19 protein-coding genes are annotated in these 15726 nt (G+C 38.7%); all 19 read right to left on the bottom strand.

Features of this window, described 5'->3' with window-relative positions:
* Positions 1-76 precede the first annotated feature (76 nt).
* The gene (locus tag WBG21_RS02660; RefSeq protein ID WP_340074535.1) at positions 77-1597 is read right to left on the bottom strand and encodes a terminase large subunit domain-containing protein; all 1521 of its coding nucleotides are present in this window, start codon (positions 1595-1597) and stop codon (positions 77-79) included.
* Complete coding sequence (locus tag WBG21_RS02655) at positions 1590-2153, bottom strand: hypothetical protein (RefSeq protein ID WP_340074533.1); 564 nt, start codon at positions 2151-2153, stop codon at positions 1590-1592. The genes WBG21_RS02660 and WBG21_RS02655 overlap by 8 nt, the downstream gene beginning before the upstream one ends.
* Before the next feature lie 51 nt (positions 2154-2204).
* Positions 2205-2483: a hypothetical protein gene (locus tag WBG21_RS02650; RefSeq protein WP_340074531.1), complete on the bottom strand. Its 279-nt coding sequence runs from the start codon at positions 2481-2483 to the stop codon at positions 2205-2207.
* A gap of 118 nt (positions 2484-2601) precedes the next feature.
* Positions 2602-3882, bottom strand: coding sequence for a DNA modification methylase (locus WBG21_RS02645; RefSeq protein WP_340074529.1), 1281 nt, complete (start codon positions 3880-3882; stop codon positions 2602-2604).
* Complete coding sequence (locus WBG21_RS02640; RefSeq protein WP_340074527.1) at positions 3879-4622, bottom strand: hypothetical protein; 744 nt, start codon at positions 4620-4622, stop codon at positions 3879-3881. The genes WBG21_RS02645 and WBG21_RS02640 overlap by 4 nt, the downstream gene beginning before the upstream one ends.
* 111 nt (positions 4623-4733) lie before the next feature.
* Complete coding sequence (locus WBG21_RS02635; RefSeq protein ID WP_340074525.1) at positions 4734-5294, bottom strand: hypothetical protein; 561 nt, start codon at positions 5292-5294, stop codon at positions 4734-4736.
* Between the two features lies 1 nt (position 5295).
* Positions 5296-5667, bottom strand: coding sequence for a hypothetical protein (locus WBG21_RS02630; protein WP_340074523.1), 372 nt, complete (start codon positions 5665-5667; stop codon positions 5296-5298).
* A 19-nt stretch (positions 5668-5686) separates the two neighbouring features.
* Positions 5687-6634, bottom strand: a complete 948-nt coding sequence (locus tag WBG21_RS02625; RefSeq protein WP_340074521.1) for a hypothetical protein — start codon at positions 6632-6634, stop codon at positions 5687-5689.
* 18 nt (positions 6635-6652) lie between these two features.
* Positions 6653-7774: a head maturation protease, ClpP-related gene (locus tag WBG21_RS02620; protein WP_340074519.1), complete on the bottom strand. Its 1122-nt coding sequence runs from the start codon at positions 7772-7774 to the stop codon at positions 6653-6655.
* A 76-nt stretch (positions 7775-7850) separates the two neighbouring features.
* The gene (locus WBG21_RS02615; RefSeq protein WP_340074517.1) at positions 7851-8324 is read right to left on the bottom strand and encodes a hypothetical protein; all 474 of its coding nucleotides are present in this window, start codon (positions 8322-8324) and stop codon (positions 7851-7853) included.
* Between the two features lie 61 nt (positions 8325-8385).
* A complete protein-coding gene (locus WBG21_RS02610) occupies positions 8386-8901 on the bottom strand; it encodes a hypothetical protein (RefSeq protein ID WP_340074515.1) in 516 nt (171 codons plus the stop codon).
* A 52-nt stretch (positions 8902-8953) separates the two neighbouring features.
* Positions 8954-9199 carry a hypothetical protein gene (locus WBG21_RS02605; protein ID WP_340074513.1) on the bottom strand — a complete coding sequence of 82 codons (246 nt, stop codon included), beginning with the start codon at positions 9197-9199 and terminating at the stop codon, positions 8954-8956.
* A gap of 416 nt (positions 9200-9615) precedes the next feature.
* Complete coding sequence (locus tag WBG21_RS02600) at positions 9616-9849, bottom strand: hypothetical protein (protein ID WP_340074511.1); 234 nt, start codon at positions 9847-9849, stop codon at positions 9616-9618.
* A 9-nt stretch (positions 9850-9858) separates the two neighbouring features.
* On the bottom strand, positions 9859-13086 hold the full coding sequence (gene dnaG / locus WBG21_RS02595) for a DNA primase (RefSeq protein ID WP_340074509.1): 3228 nt from the start codon (positions 13084-13086) through the stop codon (positions 9859-9861).
* 20 nt (positions 13087-13106) lie between these two features.
* Positions 13107-13292 (bottom strand): hypothetical protein, encoded by a 186-nt coding sequence (locus WBG21_RS02590; RefSeq protein WP_340074508.1) that lies wholly within the window; start codon positions 13290-13292, stop codon positions 13107-13109.
* A 116-nt stretch (positions 13293-13408) separates the two neighbouring features.
* Entirely contained in the window at positions 13409-13705 is a 297-nt protein-coding gene (locus WBG21_RS02585; RefSeq protein WP_340074506.1) for a hypothetical protein, read from the bottom strand.
* A complete protein-coding gene (locus tag WBG21_RS02580) occupies positions 13698-14654 on the bottom strand; it encodes an RNA-directed DNA polymerase (RefSeq protein ID WP_340074504.1) in 957 nt (318 codons plus the stop codon). The genes WBG21_RS02585 and WBG21_RS02580 overlap by 8 nt, the downstream gene beginning before the upstream one ends.
* 201 nt (positions 14655-14855) lie before the next feature.
* A complete protein-coding gene (locus tag WBG21_RS02575) occupies positions 14856-15245 on the bottom strand; it encodes a hypothetical protein (RefSeq protein ID WP_340074502.1) in 390 nt (129 codons plus the stop codon).
* Positions 15246-15259: 14 nt separating this feature from the next.
* On the bottom strand, positions 15260-15724 hold the full coding sequence (locus WBG21_RS02570) for a hypothetical protein (RefSeq protein WP_340074500.1): 465 nt from the start codon (positions 15722-15724) through the stop codon (positions 15260-15262).
* Positions 15725-15726 lie beyond the last annotated feature (2 nt).

The raw sequence follows: 15726 nt of genomic DNA, 5'->3' as shown, positions 1-15726 counted from the left end.
TGAAGCAAAACTACGCCGCATCCTTTGAAAAATGACAATTGCCATGTTGATTTTTTCAGGAAATATGAAGTTTAAGTTACAGCGTCATTGGTAAATCCCAATGTTCGCGTTCGGGCTTGAGTAAATGTTTATAGATAGCATAGATGGGGATATCAAAGGCGTCAGGCAGGTGGGTAGTATGTTCCTGCCTCATGCTTATATTGCGCTCATCTTTTTTAACCTTTTGGATTCCATTCTTCCCCTCTGCAGCTTCTGCACGTTCCAGGCCAATGATAAGATCAGCATTGTTATGCTCATTAATCTCAATCCCCGGGTAACGCGATCGGCTCCCCTTCAACATCATATTGATGAGTATATACTTATCATTATGCGGTGCCACAGGCTTTCCTTTGCTTTTATCATATACTGTCCAACCTTTTGCCTGTAGCAGGCGCACCAACATATCACCGTAGGTTTCATTGGTTCCTCTGCGCACCCTGGCATTCCCGTCATGGCCATAATACAGATGTACTGCCTTAGTAGGTAACGGTTCGTAATACGCTGCAAAATCGTTGACCAAATCCTCCAAGTCCTGCGACTCTGACGACTGACTGGCCCACATCGATTTTAGCACACGATACTTATTAGGCAACTGTTGACTGATCACCGCCGACAGGAAAGTCCCCCAATCTATAGATAATATCAGTGGCCGCTGCTTATCAATATCATTATCTTGCAGGCAGTTAAAAGATGCTTTCGTATAATTACCTGTAATACTTTCAAGATACTCATTGTTGTAATCTGTGTAGTAATGCCTGTCCGGGTTCAGTTGCGGGTAAAACCCATTCAATATCTCCCGGGGCCTTATGTTTAAGATTTCCGCATTGTAGATAAGGTCAGAAGGGCTTTCATCTTTCATCTCCTCAAACCAGTCGGCGCGAAGGTTCATTTTATTAACCAGGGCAGACGCTTTAATAAAAGCATACTTATTAGGCTTCCGTTTCGCTACTTCTTCCATATCGGTAAACCACCGCCCCTTTTTGGTAAGTGGCGTGGAAGAGGCATATATTTCAGCCCCTAACAATGTAGCATTCTCAAACCGGGCTTCCTTAGCGCGGTTGGTTGTCTTTACATTATTGAACAATTTTTCCGGGTCAAATAAAGAAGCCTCATCTCCTATAATACCAAAAGAATTTAGCCCGCGCCCACTATTCGGGTTATCTAAAGACACCAGTTGAAATACTGCCCCGTTTGAAAAGTGGATTACATTATCCCATTTGTCCGGCGAATATATAGGCGAGGCAAAACCGTATTTAGCGCCGTTCTTTCCAACCACATAATCATACCCCTCATAAATCCCCAAATCTGCCAAGCCTCTTTTTGTAGAAGGCAATGTCCGCGACAAAATTTGCTGATAGGTAGAGCCTACCAGTGCAAAAGAAGCTCCGGGCATTTGCTCTACCATCTTCTTCATAAAGAACGCCAGGATAAACGACTTACCGGTTCCCCTGCCCCATTCTAAAAAAATCTTGGTCTTCTTTAATATAGTTACCGCCAACACAGCCGCCAATTGAGCGGCATTCAAAACAACTTCCCTAAAACGGCCCGGCCTACTCATCTTCTACTTCCTCATGTTCCACATCTATCGCAAAATCATTAAAATCCACAGTCCCTTTGGACAATGCCTTTACAATGGCCTGCGATACCTCTTTTGGCACACTCACCTTAATAGGCTTGTCCTCCAGCTTTTCCGGATTAAAATTAATGGCAGTTTCCCTATCAATCTCGGAATACCTGCCCATTAGCTCCAGGGCCTTTCCAATAGCCTTTAAATCTTTGGCTTTTACAGCCATCAGCAAATATTTGTGGGAGTATTCATAGAGAATAGCCAGCGAGCCGTCTCGGTCGGCCTTCATTATATTTCCAAACAGCCGTTCGGCATCCTTTAAATCCCGATACGCCTGTGCACGGCTAATATCATACTTTTCCATCAGCACATTGGAAGCCTGTTCTCTTGAGTGGAAATTTTGTCGTAGTGCAAACGCCGCCAGCCAACGCTCCTTCAATTCCGTTTGTTTTTTTGTTAGCGGATATTTCGAAGGGTCTTTGTAATACGCATAAATTTTATCAAAGGTAGAGTCGCCGGTTTTTATGATAGGGAATTGTATTGCCATGGTGTAAAAATGGCAATTGTCAAAAAGTTAGAATAGGACAGGAAAATATGGTTATACAACCTCTTTTAAACACCAAACAAATTCCTTAATCCCTCTCTTTTTGGGAGCATAGCCTAAGCGCGTTAAAATGTCATGCAAATCGTAATCATCAATACATCCAACCGGAAAAATTTGAAACAACATATCCAAAACCTCTATTGTAGATAGTTGTAGTTCTTTATTAGTATCCAGTAGCGTACCGGGAGTATAATGCGCCTTTAAAAAAGAAGTTATTTCGGCAGTTTTGTCAATCATGGCTGTATAAAGTAAGGCAGGCGTTGTCGGGTTCACTCAAACCAAATAGGCAGGATATAAACCCCGGGGCATTGCTGCGTACCGACACCTGCCTATATTTTAGATAAAAAATAGCCATCCTTTTTTGTTTGAGTGATTCGACATTTCAAAGATACTACTTATCTATGTATCTTTTCCATTCATAAGTATCCAATATTTTACCATTTTTTTTAATTTCAAAATCCAATCCATTGTCCAGCATGTATTGAACCCATCTTCTAACATCTACATCCACATAAACAGGGTCGAGTTCCAGCCCATAACAATTGCGCCAGGTTTGCTCACAGGCAATTAGGGTAGAACCCCCTCCTAAAAATAAATCGCCGACAACATCCTTTTGCTTCGAGCTGTTCTTTATCAAATAACTGATAATATCAACAGGCTTCATGGTAGGATGGTCGGCATTACGAACAGGCCTGTCAAATTCCAACACCGTTGTCTGCTTTCGGTCAGAATACCACGGGTGGGCCACTCCTTCTTTCCAGCCATATAAAATAGGCTCATGCTTCCAATGGTAATCCTGCCGGCCCATCACCATACTGTTCTTAACCCACACCAAACATTGTGCAAATTTATATCCGGCATCCTTCAAAGCACTTCTGAAATTCGCCCCTTCACTATCGGCATGAAAGACATAGACAGGAGCGCCGGCACAGGAGTTGAAAAATGCTTCCTGATAAAACAAGTACAAAAACGTGTAAAAAGAATCACTGTCCATTTTATCATTTTTAATCTTCAACTTGTCTTTTGTGCCTCCCTGATAATCGACATTGTATGGCGGATCGGTAACCACTAAATTAAATTGCCGGCCATCAAGCAACTTCTTATAATCCGAAGCCTGCGTGCTGTCCCCACACACCACTTTATGCTGTAACCCTTTTTGCTTGCTCGTCAGGTCATATACATCACCAAAAACAGTAATTGGTATTTCAGGAGGTGTAAGATCGGTTTCACTTTCCTCTTCTTGCCTTAATTCTTCAGGCAGCATATCTTCAGGCAACTCAATCGCATTAATATCCAAACCAAGTTCAAGCAGGTCAATATCCGCAAAACACTCCTCCAAGATATCAACATCCCAGTACCCCACAGAAACGTTAGAAGCTACATTGTATTCCTTAAACTCCTGTTCCGTCAGCGTTCTGTTAGGCACGCGTACATCAATCACATCATCGCCACGTCCCAATTCCATTAAAACCTTTACGCGCTGATGGCCGGCAATGATCACCTTATCAGTATTTACCGCAGGAATTTCCGCCAGGTTGTACTTTTCAAGGCTCGTTTTTAATTTCTCCAACCGTTCCGGAGTTATCTTTCGGGGGTTATAGTCATAAGGAACCAAATCCTTAACCGGTATTTTTTCAGTGCGCCATTCCAAAGGAGCTAGTATTGTACTCATGGTATTTTTATTAGTTCATTCAACTGTTGCAGTTCTATCTCATGTTGAAGCAGCTTCCGGTGGATCTTCTCTAGTTGTGTTTTCAACTTTGTCTTTTTAGCCGTTGGCATCTCATTAGCCAGTTGCTTTTTATAGCCGGCTATCCGGCCCTTTAACTTGGCAATAGCAGCACGCTTATTATTTCGGCGTTGCAACAACTGCGCAGGCGTTAAATCCGAAAAACTCATAGGCTCCAGGTTCAGTACCACCTTATGCATTACATAGTGCGACAATACCTTTTGAGCCGATTCAATCGCGTCAAACAAATCTTCTATCTGAAGGCACAACTTAAGCGCTTCGCCTTCTTCTTCAGGATGTAGTTCATTTAATCGCAGTTTGGCCGCAATTGCCGTCTGGAAATCATTACGCTGCTTTATAGCCAGTTGGTGGAGGCCGGGGTGTAATTGGTTCAACCGGTAAAAGTAATTAGCTGGCAGGTGGGGCGGGTTTATAACAGCTTCTTTTATTGCCGGAGACACCCCCCGGGGGGCTTTCTTTTTAGCTTCTTTATCAGCAGTAGAGTGCCTTTTAGGCCTTTGCCGGTGCTTGCCCAGCTCATACTTTAATTTTTCCTCATTTCGCAGCGTTTGGCCTCGTAAAAACAAGCGCACCAAATTAGGGCTGTGCCCTTTTAAGGAAGCATAAACAGTAATGCCTTCCTGATAATTGCACCCATTTTCAAACCACGTGTTGACATCCATGATGTAAAAATGGCAATTGTCAAAAATTTAGAGTAGGACATAAAAAAGCCACCCCTTTTACAGAGTGGCTTCACTGATTAAACATAAAATGCAACTAACTTATGAAGAATATTAAGGTGTCTGCAATGTTATGAGCCCCTGATAAATAGGAGCGTCGTATTTTTGTTTGTCCTGAAATACCAGTGTAGCGGCATTTTCACCTTCCACAGTAGCTTCAATCTTAGTACTGGATTCCAACAGCCTTCCTGCAAATTTGGCAGAACCTATCTGCCGTACATTCCCACTCGCAAATTCCGTGGCCAGCACTATCAGATCGCGGCCTTTTACAAGACGCTTAAAACCTAATATAGCAGCCTCCGAGCCTAACATCTGAATGGTCAGCTTATTCTCATTAACAGGCGATTTATTGGCATCCCCTATCTGAGTAGTTTCCAATAATACGGATTCCTTTATAGCTTTAATTTTGGTAAATCCAAAACCAAGATTAAATGTATGGTCGGCAGTAATGGCAACTAGTTCCTCTAATGTAAGAGCCGCGCTAGCTCCTTCCCGTTCTTTAGGCTCGCTCAAAGAGGCAAAGTTTTCTAAAAACCCCACATACACCTCTGTATGTGAGAACCCTCCGGATACCTCACTAAGTGTCTCTCCTATTTTTTCTACATTAATAGCCATATCATGCCTTTTTTAAGTGAACAAATTTTGCTGCTATCAATTCATCCATCAAGGCTTCATCTTTCACAGCTTCTTCAGCCTTATACTTTTGCCCTTTATATCGGAACGACTTCACTTTAAGCTCATATACGCCATCGGTAGTTTTGTAAACAGCTCCCTTTTCTGTTTCCGAAGTTGAAGCTATTTTATTATTAGCTAAATCATCATACGCTTTCCGTAATGATGCCAGTTCAGCATTTGCAGTAGCCAAATCAGCAACAAGCTGAGGATGCTCGGCAATTTTGATGAGATTACTTATTTCTTTATTTGTAGCTCCCTCAGGAACCTCAATCTGAAGTTCCTGGGCACGGGCCAATAATTGATCTTTTTTCATTTGTACTAATTTTTATAATTTATAACCAAGTTGAAACGTACACCAGTTCATTATAACCAAAGCCTAGGCCTTCCCACCAGTCCATCATCAAATAAACCTCCCTTTTGCTTTCTTCCACTCTTGGTTTTTTCATGCCGTTTTCCCTTCTTAGGTACAAGAAGTTATCAGCCGGAGTGGCCCAAAAGTATTTCTCGCCTGCCATAGATGGAAGCCCTACCAATTCACAGGTAGAAAAGTCTACTACCGGTTTTGCAGGATCATAATTAACATCAGCACCATGTGTATTACGCTTATCACGATGATACCAACGCAAAATTTTAGGGTCCATATACACTCGCATTTTAGTGCCTTCCAACAGCGGATCAAAGCTATCCACAAACTCCTCCACCAAATCAAAAGCATTTGCTTGCGTTACCGAAGCAGATAATGCCACACTTTGCATGGACGAGTCAAGTACCCCGGCATCCAGTAATTTTTTAACCCCGTCAATTGTTTGCCCGGTGCTTCCTGCAGTGCCAACCGTAGGAGCTACATAACTCCCTTTAAAGTAGGCTTTTAATTCCATATCATGATGGAGTTGCGGAATCACTTCTTTTTCAAGAAGGTAGCGTACAATAGGCCAATTTTTACGTTCCTGATCATCCATAGACTGAAGAAATCCAAGCCAGGAACCTTTCACATCATCAGGATAAAGTGATAAATCAGTCTTAATGTTTCTTAATCGAATCTCGTTTGGTTTAAAAGTAGCATCCCCTTTTGGTGTAAACTGCTTTTGAAACTGTTGTACAATTTCAGTCAATTGTACATTACTGAACCTATATACTTCCCCATCATGGATAATTGTTTTTGCATATTGCGTAGTAACTGTCTTTTGGCGTACTGCGCTTAGGAGTCTGTTTTCGTTTTGTCCTTCAGGAATATAGAAGTCTCCAAACTGGGTAACTAAATCGGTGGTAGCTATAGCCATTGTATCTGTTTTTTTAAGTTAATTATTCATTGCTGCTGAAATATCCATCCCACCAACCACGTTAGGTTTATCGTCATAGTTATCATCTGTACCTCTTAGCGGTTTGGTTCCCTCAACGCCATCCTGCGAGCCATACTCGGCAATTAAATTGGAGAGTGCAGTAATGCCTTCCTCATTGCTCATAGCTTCTGTCCCTTCAACTTCTGCTGTTTTAAGTGCTTTTTGTATCGCCGTGGTAAGCGTTTCACGGGTAGCTTTAAAATTGCTTATCTTAGTGTTTTGCTTTTTTATATTCTCATTGGTCTTTGAAATTGTTTTATCATTTTCCGATAACCTGTTTTCAATCGCCATGGCCTGCTCATCGGTAAGGATGATACCGTTTTCATTTTCGCCTTCAGAAAAAGAAGCACCGAGGACAGCTTCAATTAAAGGCACATTTAATTTGCTCATTGTTTCTCTGTTTTTTGTTTGTTGTTTTAATGAAGAAAAATTCAGCGTAGCGTAATGCTTAAAGACATCCATTGGAGACATTTTAGTAATATCCTCAGGAACATCAACTTCTTCCGATGTAATTATTTCATCAAAAAAACCTAGCTCTTTTGCTTTCTTTCCGACAAAATAATTATCCGAATAATTCAAATATTTCTCTTTTACTTCTTTCGATGTGATTTTTAGCTTTTCTTCAATTATAGAACCCAATGCCTCATCATACTGGTCTAATGTAGCCGCCTCTTCTCTCATGGCCTTTGCGTTACCGAAAGAATATGTGCTGCCGTTATGAAACATTAGCATGCTATTATTGTACCCATATACAGTATCTCCAGCCAACGCTATAAGGGAGGCCATAGAATAGGCAATGCCGTCCACATAGGTATATATTGTCTTTTTTGAATTCTTTAATGTATTGTAGATAGGTAAGCCGTCCCATACATTCCCTCCCGGGGAATTTATCTTTACATGAATAGTATCAGCTTCTTTTTCAACTACCTGGAAGTCTTTTACAAATTTATCCGCAGTATTTATAGGCTTCCATTCTTCAAAATCCCAACCTCCTATAATACCATAGATATGGATAGTTGCTTCCTTTGATGAAGCACTTTTCACAATATTGTAATAACCCTTGTAATTACCTTTATTCATTTATAACATGCCTTTTGCACATTACAAACTTAATTTCGGATTGATTTTTAAAATAGGACAGAAAAACAGGAACCCGTCAATCATTAATAAACACAGGCTTTTGAGGGATTTTGCCCGTTACCGTAACACGTATGCTGTTGCCGTCTTCATACTTTTGTCCGTTAACGGGATCATAAGAAAACTCCAGGGGAAATTTTTTTGAGCCGTATAATTTTTGTTGCCCGTAACGCTTAATAGCGAACAAGACAACTTTTTTATTGATACAATCATTAAAATACGTGTCGAGAGCCTTTGACTGGTATGGAATTTCAAACTCTCCTTTAATGGTATATATAATCCCCGACTTTGTTTTGTCAATCGATTCATTAATTCTTATACTCTCGGCAACAGGCAGTATATCCAGCCCGTTTGAAGCCGGCGTAACAACAACAGAGCCGGCATTTTCATTGGTCAATACATCCGGGCAAAAGGTTAATTCATCTGTAGTAGCAATTTGCACATTAAACCATCCCCCGGGTTGTTCTTTCAAAGCTGTATTCACCGTCTCCATTATATATTATTTAGGACATAAAAAAGATTTCCGAAAACTGTCTTATTAATAAACGCACTGTTTATACGGCATTCCTAACCTTATATTTTATATCATGAAGGCTTTTGTCACTTTTTCGGTATCTGTAAAAGGTTCTGTATAGCGAATCAATGCTGACTTCATCTTCTGCAATCTCATAAAACTTTAAAAACTGAACAATCGCCTGCATTGTATTCTGTTTATTAATAGAATCATATTCTTTATTTAAAAACTTTAGCCGGCTGCCAACCGAAATTTCAATATAACTATACAAATCATTTAGAAATACCTTCTGGATCATTTCTTCAAGATATTTCATTTTTACAGCCGAAATATTAAATCCTACTTCCTTTACAATCGTCGGAGGGACACTGATGGTATAAAATGAATCCTTACTGATATCAACTTTTGCCTTTCGGTACTGCTTATCTAAAATACTGATAAGGTATTTACCCAACCACGAACGGCGGCTCACATAGTGTGTGTCGCCATATTTTTGGATCAGGTATTTTTTAAGATAGGTCTTTAACGGAATATTAAGCGTTATGGTTCCGGGCATATTTATCACTATAAATGTTTACTATAAAAATACTAAATTATATAAATAAAAACTATAATTTAATTGTTTTTATCTCATAATTTTTTCCCGACAGGGTCTTTGTATATATCCTTTTTAAGCCTGCTGCATTATCATCAACTTCAAAATGGGCTATGCCTTTTTTTTGAAGGTAGTGGATGGTTTTCTTCACGCCTTCCTCGGTGTCGTCCGTTTTAACCTCTTTTCGTTCTGTAACAGGTTTTCCTTTTACTTTCTTCAAAATCCGCTCGTAAACAGTTATTGATTTTTTTGTTGCCATATCTGTGTTATTTTACATAAAACAAACTTACATGACAAATAATCATAAAAATAGGACATCTATATTCATAATTTAATGTTTTTAGGCCTAACAGTTCAACATATTAAAAATCAAATAGTTAAGCTGTTGAACCTGTTGGAACCACCTCTTTTTTGTAGGAACCTAAAAAATCAGGTTCAACAGGTTCCTACAAAAATCACAACAAAATATAATTATTTAAAATACTGATAATCAAATAATTATAATGCATAATATACATTTTGTAGGAACTGTTGAACTGTTGAACCATATTTACCTCTCTAATTTGTAACCGCCTAATTTTTATTAAAGGGGGCGCGGGGGATTTTTATAAAAAAAGCCCTCAGAAATACTGAGAGCTTAAAAAACGCTATTCAAAAATGTACACTAACCAGTCATTACTCTTCAATAGTTACGTTATTATCCAAGGGAGTTACCGGGACATAAATCATATTGTTTTCCAGCCAGTTCTTTATGTCGTAAGGATCGGTGTCTTCCGTAATTTGATAAACACCTTCCGGTTTCCCTGTTAGCTTACTCACAAGAAAAAACAGTTGCCCTATCCTCATTTGATAAGGGCTAATTTTCATGTCGTCTCTAGTGGCCGGTCGGATGTCAAAAAATGCTTTCATATTTAAGTTTTAATAAGGTAATTTGTCTTTGCTTTCATTACTGTTGCCCGGCATCGGGACGTTCTCTTTATCTAAGTTTAAAATGCCTTGTTTTTTCATCATATCATAATTAAACAGGTAACAGCTTTTTACCCCGTCATTGAACCTATGGCCGGATTTTGGGCCAATAAAATACTTCTTGCTTTTAAAGTAGTTGCGAATAGTGCTTTCGCCTATAACATCTACCCCGTCACGTTTGCTAACTTCTTTGTGGTATTCCTGGTGCACACTATTAAGCCGTAAAAACAGAATTGGATGCCGCTCTGCGTTTTTATAAGTTTCTTTAGTTTCCTTTTTCGGGTTGACAGTTACATCGATGGGTTTATCAATAACAAAATCAAAACCTTCTCTAATAATGTTGTGCTTAAACAGGTGCTCCAGTACTTTCCAAAACTCTGCAATACCTTCACTCTCAATAATCAGTTCGCTGTTGTCTATAATACCATTGAGGCATTGTTTGTAAAATTCTTCTATCGTAAATGGGAAATCAAAATAGCTTTGAAGAATGGAAACCGGTGTATATATGGCATTATAATTCATTAACATGCGTTCCTGATACTCAAACTCCAAAAGGTCGTTTTTAAAACGCTGCATATTACTGGAAAAAGCTTTATGAAAATTCTGCTCAATAAGGTTCCTATGCTTCAGGATGTCCAACACAAAACTGCTCAGGCCCTGCTCCTCCCATGACTTTAACAGGTCATAATTTCCAACTTCTTCATTGGTGAAGTTTTCGGAAGGTTTGATAAAATGATTGATAATGGAGCGGGAGGTTAGCGAGTTGTCATCCCGGCTGGATAAGTACTGGCCGGCTATTATACAGCTGCTATTAATTTTTGAGATGGTGGTTCGGTTATCGCTGGTAATATTTCCTTTCTCGCGGCCACGGCCATCATATGCTGCCTTTAATGACTGAAACATCCTGTCGTCTATCTTGTCATGGAATTCTTCAAAAAACACCGGAATGTTTTTTATTCGTGCCAACCTCCGGTAAAACCCCACCAATGTTCCCGAGTTCAAATCAAACGGGGCCAGTTTGTAGGTAAACACATTGGCAATACTATCCCCGAATTTTGATTTCCCCGATCCTTTTTCTCCTGATAGAAATAAATGTGGAAAAAAGGAGTGCCTGCTTATAATATAATCTCTAAAAACCGAAGCGATAGCAAACGCAATAGCGATATTCCCTTTATCTTTATACACCAAGCACATTTGCTTCATCCAGGTTGAAAAACTAACCGGAGCCTGCTTGTACACAAAACTACGGTCATTTTCATAAGGGTCGTCATCTTCCCGGGAAGCCTTATAAATTTCTGAAAATGCCGGGGAGTAAAAGTGTTTTACTTCTTCAGTATATTCACTCGCTACATTTTCTGACGTTTCAACTTGTATAATTCCATATTTGTTCACTTCCTGAAAATGCCCACTATGGAAAACCCCATCGGCAAAGGCAAAGAACCTCTCCTTTTGCCATCCCAGGGTCTTTAACTCGTATGCCATTATAAAGTCGTTCAGTATCTTTTGGGCTACAAGCTTAAAATGGATATTTTGAGTATTCGGCAGCCAAACAAAATACCCTTCCTCAATCAGCTTTTCCTGAATCTTAGTAAAGTTTATAAAATCCTTGCTTTCAAAATCAACCAGCCGTTTATGGCCAAGCTCATTAACCACCTCGCAAAGCCTTTTATTATCAGCCCTGCCATAAATGTGAAACAGGGGAGTTATTTTAAAATTTGTCCCCTTAAAAAACCCATTATTGCCTTGAAAAAAATAGGTGTTTCCACAAACAGCAAAACGGTCTTTTACAAACTGATCCTTATCGGCCCCCTTCGGTAATCCAAGATGCTGTTCAAAATCAAGCTCCCCATTACGCTCCGCCTTCTTTAATGCGGCTGCTTCCTGTTCGGCAATCAATGTTTTAACAGATTTTTCAATAGTACGGGGGCTTTGCTTATATAAGCTCCCTATTCTTTTTACATATTCTTTTCGTACTACCTCACTCTTAATAACTGTTAAAGAAGCTATCAGTTTATCTAAACTCTTGGCTTTATCTGTAGGATCATCATTAGCAACATCCAACAACAGGGCTGCTTTCCATAAAAGTGCATCCTCATGATTCTCATTGATGTATGCAACAATATCCATTTCGGGCAACCTACACATGCTGTCAGGGTCTTCGTCATCCATGGCCACACAAACAGATACTTTTAACCCGACACTTAATAAGGTGTCAATATCCCCGTTTTCCTTTAAAATAGCATTCATGCCTGCTTTGTCGCCATCCCTTAAAATAATAATATGTTCGCAAAGGTGGGCCAACTGTTTGGCATGTGAAAAGGTAAGGGCAGTGCCACAGGTGGCCACCGCAGTTGTACAGTTGTGCTGGTGAAGGGTAATAACATCTGTATAGCCCTCTACAAGAACCGCATAATTGCTTTTGGCTATCGAACGTTGCGCCTGATACAAACCATAGAGTGTTTTGCTTTTATTATAAATAACACTCTCTGAAGTGTTTAAATATTTGGCATATTGGGCAACATCCTCTTCATCACTTCGCCTTCCTCCAAAGGCTATAACCTGGCCATGTTTGTTGTGTATCGGGAAAATGATGCGCTCTTTGAAGAAGTCATAAGAAGTCCCAGCGCTGGTTTTGACTAACCCTGTTTCTTTAGCAAGTTCAAGTGTACCGTTTTTTACAACTGCTTTGCTTACTAAATTGCCCGGAGCATAACCAAGCTGGAACTCAATGATGGCATCATTATCATAGCCGCGATCCTGCAGGAGTTTTTTTGCCCAATGCGTATGTGGCAGGTGTTGCAATTGCTTTGCATACGCTTTCGCCACATTGTCATTCAGAGCCTTTAATGATTGTGCTGTTTTTATTTGGCTTTTCCGTTCCTCGCTTAACTCTTCCTCCTCAAGCAGAATGTTACAAATACCGGCTATTGCCTTAACGGCCTCAATAAAACTGAGATTCTTATATAACTTTACGAACTTAATAGCATCCCCTCCCTGGCCGGTAGAAAAACATTTGAATATTTGCTTAACCGGGGAAACAACAAAGCTGGGCGTTTTCTCATCAACAAACGGCGACTTTGCCTTATAGTTAGCCCCTTCTTTTTTTAGTGTTATGAAGTGGCCAACAACCTGAACGATATCTGCCTCTCGTACCTTGTCTATGCTATTTTGTGTGTACATTTATGCTTTTTTTATTTAAGTTACTGAACAGATTTTCTATCCATTTTTTGTTTATTAAATATTCTTATAGCTTCTTCTGCTCTAACTATTTTGCCATCTGTAAATTGAATATAAGCCTGTTTAACATCCCCATGCCCACAACATGCATTCATCACTCCCGAAAGTGTTCCAATACAACCGTCATGTCCTTCCTCGGTGAAACCCATTCCACAATGTCCGCAATGACGATCCTTCCATATTTCAGATGTTAATTCTCCGGTATCAGAATAGACCCACTTGTCATTCCTTATCTCTATCTTATGACCTCTTAACTTATACACTATTAAGTGAATTCATAGTAATCATTATCTCCTTTTATGGTCGTTATAAAAGGAAATTTATCTTCCGGTACTTTTCTTATCATTTGAATAAGCACTGTTGAACCGGTAAACACTACTCTTTTTTCGCCCCTTTTTTCAATTTGGAGGGTTAAAAGCTCTGTTCCTTCTTTCTTTTTTGAAGGTTCTATTTTAAAGTCCAATATTTTAATTGGTATATTAAAAAGCCTTAAAACCTGAATTTTTTCACCAACAAAAGTTGCTGTTTTTGGTTTTATATTGAAGTCTTTAAAATTATTCATTTAGTAATAGTTTTTTAGTTAAGTGTTTTGCGTTACAATGTTGCAACCAACCTAAATAAGAAGGTGTTGAAGGTGTGTTTGGGTTTCTCTTTAACTTTCTTGCAAAATTTTGTTTTATGCGTTTTCGTAATAAAATATGAGTATGATAGAACACATATCCAACAAAGTCTATTCCTCTTGATTCAACCGGAAATATTTGGTGATTACCTTTTATTTCAAGAGCTAAATTGCTGTTCAAATACTCTTTAATCTTGTATAGTGTTGCATGTAATTGAGATTTGTTGTTATGTAGTATCACAATATCATCGGCATACCTAAAGTAATCCTTAATTTTTAACTCTTCTTTTATCCAATGGTCGAAATAAGTGAGATAGAAGTTAGCAAAGTATTGACTTAAATAATTTCCGATAGGTACTCCTTTTGCACTATCGATTATCTCATCTAACAGCCATAAAAGGTCGTTGTCTTTAAATTTTCTTCTTAATAATTGCTTTAATATATCGTGATTGATGTTTGGGTAAAACTTTTTAATATCAATTTTTAAGCAATAGGTAGTCTCTTCTTCATTTTTTAAAGCCTTTTTCAACTTTCTTAATAGCAAATGAATACCTCTACTTTTTATGCAACTATATGTATCACTCGTAAAAGTTGATACAAAAATTGGCTCAAGAATATTCATAATGGCGTGATGTGTAATTCTGTCCGGGAAATAAGGTAATCGATAGACTTCTCGTTCTTTTGGTTCGTACACGTTGAAAACGTCATACTTCGAGGTTTTGTATTCTTTGCTTTTTAGTAATTGATGAAGCCTTAAAATATTATCCTCTCTATTTTTGTTATGAACATGAACTCCGTACTGTTTTGATTTTCCTTTCTGTGCTTTTTTGTCTGCTTCAGTAAGGTTTTCAATACTTATAATTTTACTGTATAAATTTCCTATTCGTTTCATGCCTTTGCTTTTAAAAAGTCGCCTTCTATAGTTGTACCAGCGCCTTTATTAGTTCTGTGATTTTTTGCAATGTTTGCAAGGTCTGTGATGTAAATATTTTGCATAGGTGAGAGCTGACATTCGAATTCGTATTCCAGTTATCGTAGTCGTTGTAACGAAAGCTCGAAGAACTCGGCTCGTTATATCACACAACCTTTATTTTTACAAGAAATATTCTTTGTACAATTCAATAAATTGTTTTCCTATATACTCACATACTTCTCTTGAAATAAAGCAAAGGCGAGAGCCGACAACCGAACCCGTAGTCCAGAAAGCGTAGTCGTAGAAACGAAAGCCCGAAGAACCCCCACTTAAATCAAACCAAGCCTCGTATTTATATTCATTATAGTTTGTGAAGTCGGGAATCCATTCTTTACCGTCATTAGCTAACTGATTCGCTGCTCTAACAATAATTACAAGTTTTGCATGAGCAATCATTGAAACTCTGTCTTTTTCAGGATAACAAGAGAAATCGGGAATTACATTGTTAGGGTCTAATGCTAATACTTTACAAGCATCTTCAAAAGTTTTTAAATCTGTATATTTTTTCATTGTTTTAAGTGTTATTAGATTATCATAAATTTTCTGTACACATCGGTAAATTGCTCCCCTGCGTATCTTGCCAACTTTGTACTTTTAAAGCAAAGGCGAGAGCCGACAAACGAAAACGTACCCCAGTAATCGCAGCCGTCGTAACGAAAGCCCGAAGAACTCATTTTGAACCAAGGGAAGTATTTATTGTAATTTCCGTCCTCCCAATCGGGTGTCCATTCTTCATTTAAAGATTTACATAATAATTCAGCGATATACTGATACTTTAAATGTTCAGGCGCATTGGCGAACATTTTATCCAATTCTTCTTGGGTAATGCAGTTGTCTTTCAAAACGTCCTCAATGGTTTTAATTCGTTCAGTTACTTCCTTTAGAAAGGTTTTCTTTCCTAATAAGTTTTCAAGTAATTCTTTACCTGATTTTTTTGCATTTCTATGAGCTTTTAAAGCATCATCTTTTTTAATTTGTAGTGTTTCCATGT

The sequence above is a fragment of the Leptobacterium meishanense genome (assembly GCF_037645805.1).
Classification (GTDB): Bacteria; Bacteroidota; Bacteroidia; order Flavobacteriales; family Flavobacteriaceae; genus Leptobacterium_A; species Leptobacterium_A meishanense.
This window is presented reverse-complemented; position numbering and strand designations above follow the sequence as displayed.

Bases quoted from the DNA above. Each gene is read 5' to 3' on its own strand.
- WBG21_RS02655 (WP_340074533.1), bottom strand. From the start codon at position 2,153: ATGGCAATACAATTCCCTATCATAAAAACCGGCGACTCTACCTTTGAT.
- WBG21_RS02635 (WP_340074525.1), bottom strand. From the start codon at position 5,294: ATGGCTATTAATGTAGAAAAAATAGGAGAGACACTTAGTGAGGTATCC.
- WBG21_RS02625 (WP_340074521.1), bottom strand. From the start codon at position 6,634: ATGGCTATAGCTACCACCGATTTAGTTACCCAGTTTGGAGACTTCTAT.
- WBG21_RS02580 (WP_340074504.1), bottom strand. From the start codon at position 14,654: ATGAAACGAATAGGAAATTTATACAGTAAAATTATAAGTATTGAAAAC.
- WBG21_RS02615 (WP_340074517.1), bottom strand. From the start codon at position 8,324: ATGGAGACGGTGAATACAGCTTTGAAAGAACAACCCGGGGGATGGTTT.
- WBG21_RS02630 (WP_340074523.1), bottom strand. From the start codon at position 5,667: ATGAAAAAAGATCAATTATTGGCCCGTGCCCAGGAACTTCAGATTGAG.
- WBG21_RS02575 (WP_340074502.1), bottom strand. From the start codon at position 15,245: ATGAAAAAATATACAGATTTAAAAACTTTTGAAGATGCTTGTAAAGTA.
- dnaG (WP_340074509.1), bottom strand. From the start codon at position 13,086: ATGTACACACAAAATAGCATAGACAAGGTACGAGAGGCAGATATCGTT.
- WBG21_RS02660 (WP_340074535.1), bottom strand. From the start codon at position 1,597: ATGAGTAGGCCGGGCCGTTTTAGGGAAGTTGTTTTGAATGCCGCTCAA.
- WBG21_RS02605 (WP_340074513.1), bottom strand. From the start codon at position 9,199: ATGGCAACAAAAAAATCAATAACTGTTTACGAGCGGATTTTGAAGAAA.
- WBG21_RS02585 (WP_340074506.1), bottom strand. From the start codon at position 13,705: ATGAATAATTTTAAAGACTTCAATATAAAACCAAAAACAGCAACTTTT.
- WBG21_RS02640 (WP_340074527.1), bottom strand. From the start codon at position 4,622: ATGGATGTCAACACGTGGTTTGAAAATGGGTGCAATTATCAGGAAGGC.
- WBG21_RS02600 (WP_340074511.1), bottom strand. From the start codon at position 9,849: ATGAAAGCATTTTTTGACATCCGACCGGCCACTAGAGACGACATGAAA.
- WBG21_RS02590 (WP_340074508.1), bottom strand. From the start codon at position 13,292: ATGGGTTTCACCGAGGAAGGACATGACGGTTGTATTGGAACACTTTCG.
- WBG21_RS02570 (WP_340074500.1), bottom strand. From the start codon at position 15,724: ATGGAAACACTACAAATTAAAAAAGATGATGCTTTAAAAGCTCATAGA.
- WBG21_RS02610 (WP_340074515.1), bottom strand. From the start codon at position 8,901: ATGCCCGGAACCATAACGCTTAATATTCCGTTAAAGACCTATCTTAAA.
- WBG21_RS02620 (WP_340074519.1), bottom strand. From the start codon at position 7,774: ATGAATAAAGGTAATTACAAGGGTTATTACAATATTGTGAAAAGTGCT.
- WBG21_RS02645 (WP_340074529.1), bottom strand. From the start codon at position 3,882: ATGAGTACAATACTAGCTCCTTTGGAATGGCGCACTGAAAAAATACCG.